Here is an 11,358-nt window from a genome sequence, read left to right on the forward strand (position 1 = left end):
GAAGTGATCATTTAAAATTGGCGCAATTGTATCAGATTTATTAATATTTTAATTACGCTTCTTATATAAGATAAGTATCTAGAAAGGAGTCTAAAAATTGAAATATCTAAAATTTAGACTGCATACCATATCTTAATTAATGATTTTATTGGGTCATCATAAATAGATCAGCATTAACATATGCATTTAAAATACATAAAACTCAATCAATTGATATAAATTTTAATTTTAAAAAATCTAATTTACATTTACTCATTCTCTAACATATGAATGTATTTCAAATCCCATTTTTCTAATTCTTCAACAGGCATTGGCATACTAAATAAAAAACCTTGTAACTGCTGACAGCCAAGTTTTGTAAGCTTATCAACCTGTGCAGGCGTCTCAACACCTTCTACAGTCACTGTTAAACCTAATTTAATGGCTAAATTAATAATACTTTCTAATATAATTTCACTTTTACTATTGCATTCAATATCTTGAATAAAAGCACGATCAATTTTTAACTCATCAATCACTAAACTTTTTAAATATAAAAGACTTGAATAACCTGTACCAAAATCATCAATCGCAAGCTTAATCCCCATCTGACGTAAGCGCTCAAAACGTAAAATACTCATTTCAATATTATGCATTGCAGTCGATTCAGTAATTTCAATCGTTAAGTGACTCGGATCAATTTGATATTGATCAAAGAAGCGCTCTAAGTTTGAAAATAATTCTTTATGTTCGAATTGAACTACTGATAAGTTTAAAGCTAGTGGAAATAAACTGATTCCTAATTTTTCCCATTTCTGAATTTGTTTAAATGCTTCTTCAATTACCCAATATCCCATCTGGATAATCACACCAGTTGCTTCAGCACCTTCCATAAACATATTTGGAGTAAGTAAGCCATGTGTAGGATGTTGCCAGCGAATCAGTGCTTCAACGCCACAAATTTTGTGTGAATAGGCTGTAAATTTAGGTTGATAAAATAATATAAATTGCTTTTCTTCTACTGCCTTATACAGATCATTCATTAATTTCGTCTGATTCTGAGACTTTAATAATTCATCTGAATAGTTAAAAATAGTATAGGTATTACGCCCCTGATGCTTTGATTTTAGCATCGCAGCATCTGCATTCATTAATAAATCTTGTAAGTTCTGACCATGTTCCTGAAATAATGCAACGCCAATGCTTGCAGAAATGTTAATTTCTTTTCCTTCAATCAGAAAATGCTCATTAATAATCTGCTGTAGTCGTTCTGCAACTTGTTGTGCTAAAACAGCCGTTGTATTTTCAATGAGTAATAAAAATTCATCCCCACCTATTCGAAATAACTTTTCATTACTATTTAAATATTTATGTATTCTATTCGCTAACTGAATAAGCAAACGATCACCAACATGATGTCCAAAAACATCATTAATTGCTTTAAAACGATCTAAATCTATATATAAAAATGCACTTTTTTTCGCATGAATATTTTTTTCAGAAAAAAGCTGATGTGCATATTCAGTTAAAAAAAGGCGATTAGGTAATTTAGTTAAAGCATCTTGTTTAGCTTGGTTTGCTAAGTCATGATTCGCTTGTGTTAATTGACGATTTCGCTCATCCAAACGTTTTTCTAAAAATGCAATTAGCCCTGAAATCAAGAAAATTACAGCAGCCATTGTAATAACTGAAAACAAAATTAAATTATGATTACTATTTAATAAAAACTCATATCTGTACTCTAAGTCTTCATAAAAAGAAATAGAAAGCATTCCTGTGTAATGCATTCCAACAATACTGAGTGCCATAAGAGAGGCAAATATTAAATGATCTATGCTTTTCGGCATAGATTTCTTTTTCTTTTGAAAGCTTACATAAATTGATAATCCAGCACCACAGACTGCCAAAAGAACCGCAACAATCATAATTTTAGGCTGATAAATAACAATATGATTATCAATTAATAACCCCATAATACCGACATAATGCATGCCAGCAATTCCTAGTCCCATTAGAATTGAACCTAAAATAAGACGAGTGAGATTAAGCTGAGATAATACTGTAGTCCAAATGGCAAAAGTAGATGCTATAAATGAAATTAAGAATGAGACTAGCGCTAATCCATAATCAAAATGAAAAGTATTGGGAATATCCGCTGCTAATATAACTAAAAAGAAGGAAACCCAAATCGCAAGACCTAAAAGAAATCCGCTTAAAATGAGAAACATTTTATGATGCTTATTCTGACGACTACGGACACGTAACTGATGTATCGATAGTGTTGCCAAATAACACAATACAAATGCAGTGATAATTGAAGATATCACCAACTCTAAATCATAATGGATAAGCGCCATTATTTCCCTTCAAAATTAAAATATCTAACACACAGTTAATGAAATATTATTTTAAAAAATACAATTATTTAGATCAAAATATAAATCAAAAATAGAATGGTATACATTTTAGTCGAGGTCAAGTCTTAAAAATACATTATTTTTATTATTAAATGTGTTTTTTTATTATTAAAAAAGTAGCGCAAGAAAATCTTACGCTACTTGAATGACGTTCAATTACTTTTTATTTGCATTTTGCAATTGTTGGTAATCAAACAAAATATTTGCCGCTTCTGTTACAAATACTTCTTCTTCAGGTAGAGCTGGTCGTTGTGCAGCTTTCATTTTTGCACGTGATTCAGCTAAACCTTCTAAAGAAGCTTGATAACTTTCCCAATTTGCAAAAGGCTTTAACCCTGTTGCTTTACGACGTTCATTTTCAGCTTCTAACGTTTGTTGCTCTAACGCCACAAGCTCAGCTTTACGTTGTGTAATATCTAGTACAATTTCTTTTTTATCTAAGGCTTGTTTAGCCAAAGTTGTACGTTGTTCTAGATATTTAAACTGAGGATCAACACTCACACGTTCGAAAGACTTCTCTGCTAATTGTGGAACATACTTTTGAACCTCACCTTCTCTTTTAAAAGGTGCTGTCTGAATCGTATCCCACATTAATGCATTTTTAGACTTTCTTTCGCCAAATTCTTCATTGTAAATATCAACTAACTTAATATCAGGCACAACACCTTTATTTTGTGTACTTCCACCCGTAATTCGATAGAATTTACGTTGCGTTAAAGTTGCTTGACCATGAGCCAAATTATCTAATTGAACTTGTGCAGTACCCTTACCTGTCGTTGTACTACCAATGACAATACCACGCTCATAATCTTGAATTGCAGCAGAATAAATTTCGCTCGCAGAAGCCGATGCTAAGTTAATTAATACCGCTAAAGGTCCATCATATGTCTGTGCTCCACCATCATCATCCTCAAAGACACTTACATTGCCATTGCCATCACGGATTTGCACAACAGGGCCAGATTTAATCACCTGCCCTAACATACGAGATACTTCTTCTAATGAACCACCTGGATTATTTCTTAAATCGATAATAATTCCATCTACATTTTTAGCAGATAATTCTTTAAGTACATTATTCGTATCTTCAGAAACTGAACGATATTCTGTTCCTGCACGGCGTGCACGATAATTTAAATAGAATGATGGAATTTCAATTACACCATATGTGTATTTTTTACCGTCACGAGTAATATCAACTGTACGAGAACGAACACCCGCATCTTCTTCTTGAATAATGTCACGAGTTAATGTCACAACACGTGCTTGATTCATTGTTGCACCAGTACCCAATAATTTTAAAGTAACTTTGGTACCACGCTTACCACGAATCAATCCGACAATTTCATTACTCGGCCAACCAATCACATCTACCATTTTCTCGCCATCTTGAGCGACACCAATGATTCGATCTCCTGATTTCACCTGTCCTGATTTACTTGCAGGACCACCTTCTACAATCGTTTCAATTTTCGTGTAATCTTCATTACCACGTTCAGGTCGAATAGAAACCCCTATTCCTTCTAACTGTAAAGTAGTTTGACGATTTAATTCCATCGCATCTACAGGTGGGAAGTAGTTACTATGTGGATCGTAAGTCAACGTCATTGCATTAAGTGTTTTATCTAAAACATCATCACTATTTAAACGCTTAATTCGTTCCAACTGACGTGTATAACGCTTCGTTAATGTTTGAACTGGGGTTAAATCTTCGGGGCTTACCAAATCTTGACCATTCGCCAACTCTGGGTTGTCTTTAAGTGCTTTTTGTTTCGCCTTTTCTTCTTCTTTGCTAATGTTTAAACTAATCAATTGAGACACTAAAATTTTATTCCAGTGCTCTTGTTGCTCTTCTTTTGTTTTAAAGAAAGGTGCTTTTTCACGATCAGTTTGGAAAACAATATCTGGTTGATTTAAGTTCTGTGGCTTTTTAAGTTCAGCCAACATATGCTCATAAAATTGTTTTAAACGATTTCGATATTGTTCATGAATTGCATAAGGACCCGTTAAATCCCCTGCTTTTAAAGCCGCTCCAAAATTTGAACCATATTTTTTCTTATAATTCGCCACTTCTGATTCTAAAAAAAGTGTGTGATCTGGATCTAAGCTATCAATATAAAAATCAAAAATTCGATTTGAAGTATTTGCATCCAATCTTTGGTTTAAATAATGTTGACGATCAACTAAAGTCGCCAATTGGCGTGAAACGAGAGCTTGTTCTTGTGTGGGAATAATGGCTTTTTGGGTAACAGCTTCCTTTGAAGTCGATGCAATTGCCCCATTAATAGCATGTGTAAAGAATAGTCCACCAGTTGCAATAGCAATAGCGCAAGCGATTGTTTGAAGTTTCATAAAAAATTCTTTGTTCCTTGGTTTATAACCAATCTAAATGTTGTTTTCTGCCTTCAATCATAGCATTTTCAAAGCAAAAACAACTTCTTTGAATTCATAATAATCAGTTTTATCATATTCTATACTGTGAAAATGTAGCAAATCATTGCAGAATTCGGTTATTGTCTTCTTGTAAAAATTCGAACACGGACACAAATATGATTGGCGCATTGATGCTCGACATCGCTGGCACATACCTAACTCAAGAAGATATTGAACTATTACAAGCTCCGCAAGTAGGTGGAGTCATTTTATTTGGTCGAAATATTGAATCGCCTCAACAAGTTCGCGCATTAACCGACCACATGCGCCAAATTCGCCCAGATATTTTAATTGCAGTCGACCAAGAAGGTGGTCGCGTACAACGCTTAAAACAAGGCTTTACACTTTTACCTGCAATGGGTCGCTTTGGCGATCTCTATAAAACAGAACCACTTCAAGCACTTGATTTAGCCGAACAATGTGGCTGGCTCATGGCAACAGAAGTTTTGGCTATAGGCATCGATTTTAGTTTTGCCCCTGTGCTTGATCTAAATGATATTAGTGATGTCATTGGGGATCGTAGTTTTGCACAAAATATTAATGACATCATTCCTTTAGCCGCAGCATTCCTAAAAGGCATGAAACGTGCAGGTATGGCATCTACAGGGAAACATTTCCCAGGTCATGGTTCTGTAAAAGCTGATTCACATGTAGCAGCAGCAATTGACTCACGTTCATTTGAAGAAATAAAAGCTAAAGATATGCAGACATTTATTAGACTGCAATCTCAACTTGATGCACTTATGCCTGCTCATGTCATTTATGATCAAATTGATCCAAATCCTGCTGGATTCTCAGAATTTTGGATTCAACACATTTTACGTCAAACTCTAAAATTTGATGGTGTTTTATTCTCAGATGATTTAAGCATGCAAGCTGCTTGTGTTGCTGGTGGTGCTGATGCACGTATTCGCGCTGCTTTAAAAGCTGGCTGTGATATGGGCTTAGTCTGTAATGATCGTGAAGCACAATGTATTGCACTTAAAGGTATTGAAGATTTACCTCTTCCAAACCAAGACCGCCTAGAAAGAATGCGTGGAAAAATTCCAGATTTAAGCATTAGTGATGTTTTAGATTTAGGTGCCGAATGGCAAAAAGTACGTGACAACATCACTGCTTTTAAAAATGCAATGCAATAAAATACTTAGTTCCTGCTCTTTCATGTTATTCATTTACTTAAAAGAGCAGATTTTCTTATTTTTATCTTGCAATGTTTTATTCATTTCAAATTAAGTCCTTATTTTAATTTTTATTATTTTTCTATTTTGATGCTTCATTGTCCGAGTTTAGACTGTTAATATCGATCATGAAATTTCTAAGTGATCAAACCGCTATGCAAGAATCTGTTGAACAATATATGCAAACGGTAGGACAACAAGCACGCCAAGCGTCTAGTGTTTTGGCAAGCGCTTCTACCCAAGTTAAAAATAATGCTTTATCTGCAATTTATACTGCGTTAAAAAACAGTGAAACTGCAATATTGGCTGCAAACCAAATTGACATGCAAAATGCGCATAAAAACAATTTAGACAGTGCTTTACTTGATCGCTTAGAACTGAACCCCACACGCTTTCAAGCTATGCTTGATGGTTTAAAAGATGTTATTGGTTTAAAAGATCCAATTGGTGAAATCACAGATATGGCTTATCGCCCTACTGGTATCCAATTGGGTAAAATGCGTGTGCCTTTAGGTGTGGTTGGTATGATTTACGAATCACGCCCTAACGTAACACTTGAAGCTGCATCTTTAGCATTAAAGTCGGGTAATGCTATTATTTTACGTGGTGGATCGGAAGCAATTGAGTCAAATAAAGCCATTGCAACAGCGATTCAACAGGGTTTAAAAGTAGCAGAATTACCTGAAACTTGCGTACAAGTCATTCAGACTACAGACCGTGCTGCTGTCGGACAACTTATCACATTATCTGAATATGTAGATGTCATTGTTCCACGTGGAGGCAAAGGCTTAATTGAACGTATTACACGTGAAGCGCGTATTCCTGTCATTAAGCATTTAGATGGTAATTGTCATGTCTTTGTAGAAGCACAGGCAGATTTTCATAAAGCTTTAGCTATTGCACTCAATGCTAAAACACACCGTTATGGCGTATGTAATGCAATGGAAACTCTTTTGGTTGATGAAAAAGTTGCAGATGCTTTTTTACCTCAAATTGCCAAACTTTATGCTGAAAAACAAGTTGAACTTCGTGGTTGCCCAATTACCCAACGTATTTTAGGTGAAACTGTAAAAGCAGCGACTGAAGAAGATTGGTATGAAGAATATCTTGGTCCTATTTTGGCTGTGAAAGTTGTTTCATGTATGGATGAAGCAATTACTCACATTAATAAATATGGTTCACATCATACTGATGCCATCATTACTGAAAATTTTAGCTTGGCACGCCAATTCCTTGCTCGTGTAGATTCAAGTTCTGTCATGATCAATGCATCAACTCGTTTTGCTGATGGTTTTGAATATGGCTTAGGTGCTGAAATTGGTATTTCAACCGATAAAATTCATGCACGTGGTCCAGTTGGACTTGAGGGTTTAACTTCTCAAAAATGGATTGTATTTGGTGATGGTCAAATTCGCCAATAATATAAATTTTGCATTTAGCTTCTAAAAAGGAGCTAAATGCTTTTTCTGCTACATAAAATTACGCAAATAAGTTCACTAAATTATTAAATAACATATTTTAATTTGCATTTATCATGTTATCTTTGTTCTAAGATTTAACATATCATTTTTAAGTGATATTTCATTAATAAATGAAAACAATCAAATGATAAATTTTAGTTATTATTGATTTTATCGTCGATTGTGCTTAAGTCTAATCTCCTAAAGTCTATCTAGGAGGAATAAAACTCCCATGATAAAACATAATTAATGATCAATATTATATCTTCCATAATTATGAATATCGATCAAATCAGGGAAAAGTATTTCAATTAAAATCGGGTAAAAAAACGTGTCTACATCTATCTTAGTTATTAACTGTGGTTCTTCATCCATTAAATATGCTTTAGTATCTGATCGACGTGAAGACCGAATTTTTGGTTTAGCAGAAAACTTAGGTTCTCCTGAAGCACGTATTAAAGGTATTACGGTCGGAGGTGAAGCTTTGGAATTATCTATTCCAAATGCAGACCATGAAAAAGCTTTAGAAACGATTTTAGAACGTTTATCTCATTATAACCCCCAAGCGATTGGTCACCGTGTCGTACACGGTGGTACTTTAACCAAAGCAGAATTACTTACTCCTGAAATTGTACAACGCATTCGTGAGGCAACTCCTCTAGCACCATTGCATAACCCTGCTCATTTAGTCGGTATTGATGCAACAATGCGTTTATTCCCTGAACTTCCACAAGTTGCTGTTTTTGATACTGCATTCCATCAAACAATGCCATCACATGCGTATCGTTATGCTTTACCCAAATTTCTCTACACCCAACATAATGTACGTCGTTACGGTTTCCATGGTACAAGTCATGCTTATGTTTCTGACCGCGGTTCAGAACTTGCTGGAAGCTTTAGAGAAGGTGGCTGGTTAACAGCACATTTAGGTAATGGTAGCTCGACTTGCGCAATTTGGAATGGTCAAAGCGTTGATACATCTATGGGTTTAACACCATTAGAAGGTGTTGTAATGGGAACTCGTAGTGGTGATGTTGATCCTAGTATCCATAGCTTCCTTGCAACCAATTTAGGTTGGGATATCTATAAAATAGATAAAATGCTCAATAGCCAAAGTGGTCTCCTTGGTTTATCTGACTTATCTAATGATATGCGTACATTGATTGAAGCTTCTGAACAAGGAAATGAAGATGCTACTTTAGCTATCGAAGTATTCTGCTATCGCTTAGCAAAATCTCTAGCTGGCTTAAGCTGTGGTTTGCCACGTATTGATGGCTTATTCTTCACAGGTGGTATAGGAGAAAACTCCGCTTATATCCGTGAAAAAACCATGTCTTACCTCCCTCACTTTGGTTTTAATCTCAGTAAAGAAAAAAATGATGAGTTAAAACGCGGTACAGAAGGTCGTATTGATGCTGGCGTTGGTCCACAAATTTGGGTTGTTCCAACAGATGAAGAAGGTCGTATTGCAAAAGAAACCATTCATGTTGTGGAAACAGAGGTTCATCAGACAACTGGAAAAAAGCTTAAAGCACAAGCAATGATGGCATAATCCATCATTGCTTGTATAAACACCATCATACTCATTCAATTTAGACTTATATTATGAAAACAATTTTATTAGTTCCTACTGGTGAAGGTGTAGGCTTAACTTCAGCATGTTTAGGCTTGGTTTATGCATTAGAATGTCAAGGTATAAAAGCTGGCTTTCTTAAACCATTTTCACAAGAAGCTAACTTTTCTGATTCAGATCGTACGACTGCCTTATATGCACATTTGTTTCAAAATGAAACAGTTGAACCGATCCGTTATGAATCATTAGTTACCCAATTAAATAATGATGAAAAAGATGAGCTCTTAGAAGAAACGGTTCGCTTACATCGTCAAGTGGCAAAATCACACGACTTAATTATTGTTGAAGGGCTTGTACCAACAAATCGTGATTCTTTTGCAACAGAATTAAATGCAACTCTAGCAAAAGCTTTAAATGCAAAAGTCGTCGTAGTCAGTAATGCAGATATTCAACACGCAGCTCAAACTGCTGAAAAAGTTGAAAACCAATTACGTCAATATAGCCTTTCACCTGAACGTCTTTCAGGTGTGCTATTTATGCGTACAAAGGGTTTATCTGAAGAATCTGCACAAATTCCTGTCACATTCGATCCAAGTTTACGTCTAGAAAATGAAACACAAACATTTATTCAAAATATTCAAAAAACGCACGCACATATCGGAAGCCAACAACTTCCTATTATTGGGTTAGTTCCATTTAGTAATATATTAAGCGTACCTCGTATTTCTGACTTAGCATCATGTATTCAAGCAACTTGGATTAATGAAGGCGAAGCACATTTACGTCGTGTCTTACACAGTAGTTTAATTTCCTCTAATATTGATAAAGAACTGCATAAGTTTATTGCAGGCGAACTCATTATTGCTTCTGCTGATCGTAGTGATGCTATTTTGGCAGCAAGTGTTGCAAATGAAAGTGGTATTCCATTGGCAGGCTTAGTTCTTGCTGAATCAGATTTACAGCAATCTGCAATTCTTAAATTCTGTCAGCATGCAATCAAACAAGGTTTACCTGTTTTACATACACCTCTTAATGCTTTTGAAGCCGCACAGAAACTTGCTAACTTTAGTAATGAAATTCCAGTAGATGATACAGAACGTGCGACACAAGTTACCCGTTTTGTTTCTAGTCATATTCATCCAGAATGGATTACACAACTTTTAGCAGGCACAGAACAATCTCGTTTATCCCCTTCTGCATTCCGTCATGAATTGGTGCAAAAATCAATTGCAGCGAAAAAGCGTATTGTATTACCTGAAGGTGATGAACCTCGTACTGTTCAAGCAGCAGCAATTTGCCAAGCACGTGGTATTGCCGATTGTATTTTACTTGCTAAACCAGAAACTGTATTAGAGGTCGCAAAAGCACGTGGAATTGAATTACCAAGTAGTTTAGAAATTATTGATCCTGATTTAATTCGTGATCAATATGTACCCAAAGTGGTTGAATTACGTAAAGGTAAACTCAACGAATTACAAGCCAAAGAACAACTTCAAGATACTGTTGTTTTAGGTACGATGATGCTTGCACTTGATCAAGTTGATGGTTTGGTTTCAGGCGCTGTTCATACCACAGCAAATACGGTACGCCCTGCTTTCCAGCTCATTAAAACAGCACCTGAATACTCTTTAGTTTCATCTATTTTCTTTATGCTGTTACCAGATGAAGTTTATGTTTATGGTGACTGTGCAATTAATCCAGATCCAACTGCAGAACAATTGGCTGAAATTGCAATTCAATCTGCCGATTCAGCTAAAGCATTTGGTATTGACCCTCGTATTGCCATGATTTCTTATTCAACAGGAACTTCTGGTGCTGGTGCCGACGTAGAAAAAGTGGCTGAAGCAACACGTATTGCGCAAGAACGTCGTCCAGATTTATTAATAGATGGTCCTTTACAATATGATGCTGCATCTGTAGAAAGTGTTGGTCGCTCAAAAGCACCAAACTCTCAAGTTGCAGGTCGTGCCAATGTCTTTATTTTCCCAGATTTAAATACAGGCAATACGACGTACAAAGCGGTACAACGTGCAGCAAATGTTGTGAGTGTTGGTCCAATGTTGCAAGGTTTAAATAAACCTGTCAACGATTTGTCTCGTGGTGCTTTGGTCGATGATATTGTCTTTACCATTGCATTAACAGCAATTCAATCTGCTCAACAAGAAGCATAAATTTTATATTCGCTCTATAAAACATCAGCTTTTAAGGCTGATGTTTTTTATTTCCAAATGAAAAGTATTAAATAAGTCACATTATTTAAATTCATAAAACTCATATTATAAAAATAAGCTTAAAATTCTAAATTTAAACATTTTTAT

6 protein-coding genes are annotated in these 11,358 nt (G+C 35.3%); 4 read left to right on the forward strand and 2 right to left on the reverse strand.

Going from position 1 to position 11,358, the window contains the following annotated elements:
- Positions 1-248: 248 nt before the first annotated feature.
- Both AOY20_RS01670 and AOY20_RS01675 read right to left on the reverse strand, forming a co-directional pair.
- Positions 249-2,336, reverse strand: a complete 2,088-nt coding sequence (locus AOY20_RS01670) for a putative bifunctional diguanylate cyclase/phosphodiesterase (RefSeq protein ID WP_054580266.1) — start codon at positions 2,334-2,336, stop codon at positions 249-251.
- A 216-nt stretch (positions 2,337-2,552) separates the two neighbouring features.
- Positions 2,553-4,748, reverse strand: coding sequence for a carboxy terminal-processing peptidase (locus AOY20_RS01675; protein ID WP_054580267.1), 2,196 nt, complete (start codon positions 4,746-4,748; stop codon positions 2,553-2,555).
- A gap of 197 nt (positions 4,749-4,945) precedes the next feature.
- On the opposite strand from AOY20_RS01675, the gene nagZ reads away from it, so the two are divergent.
- The 4 genes from nagZ to pta all read left to right on the forward strand — a co-directional run bounded on the left by nagZ (position 4,946) and on the right by pta (position 11,211).
- Positions 4,946-5,968: a beta-N-acetylhexosaminidase gene (gene nagZ, locus AOY20_RS01680; protein WP_054580268.1), complete on the forward strand. Its 1,023-nt coding sequence runs from the start codon at positions 4,946-4,948 to the stop codon at positions 5,966-5,968.
- A 194-nt stretch (positions 5,969-6,162) separates the two neighbouring features.
- Entirely contained in the window at positions 6,163-7,428 is a 1,266-nt protein-coding gene (locus AOY20_RS01685; protein ID WP_054582514.1) for a glutamate-5-semialdehyde dehydrogenase, read from the forward strand.
- Positions 7,429-7,798: 370 nt separating this feature from the next.
- Positions 7,799-9,019 carry an acetate/propionate family kinase gene (locus AOY20_RS01690; protein WP_054580269.1) on the forward strand — a complete coding sequence of 407 codons (1,221 nt, stop codon included), beginning with the start codon at positions 7,799-7,801 and terminating at the stop codon, positions 9,017-9,019.
- Positions 9,020-9,072: 53 nt separating this feature from the next.
- The gene (gene pta / locus AOY20_RS01695; protein WP_054580270.1) at positions 9,073-11,211 is read left to right on the forward strand and encodes a phosphate acetyltransferase; all 2,139 of its coding nucleotides are present in this window, start codon (positions 9,073-9,075) and stop codon (positions 11,209-11,211) included.
- The last annotated feature ends 147 nt before the right edge of the window (positions 11,212-11,358 follow it).

It is taken from the genome of Acinetobacter equi (assembly GCF_001307195.1).
GTDB lineage: Bacteria > Pseudomonadota > Gammaproteobacteria > Pseudomonadales > Moraxellaceae > Acinetobacter > Acinetobacter equi.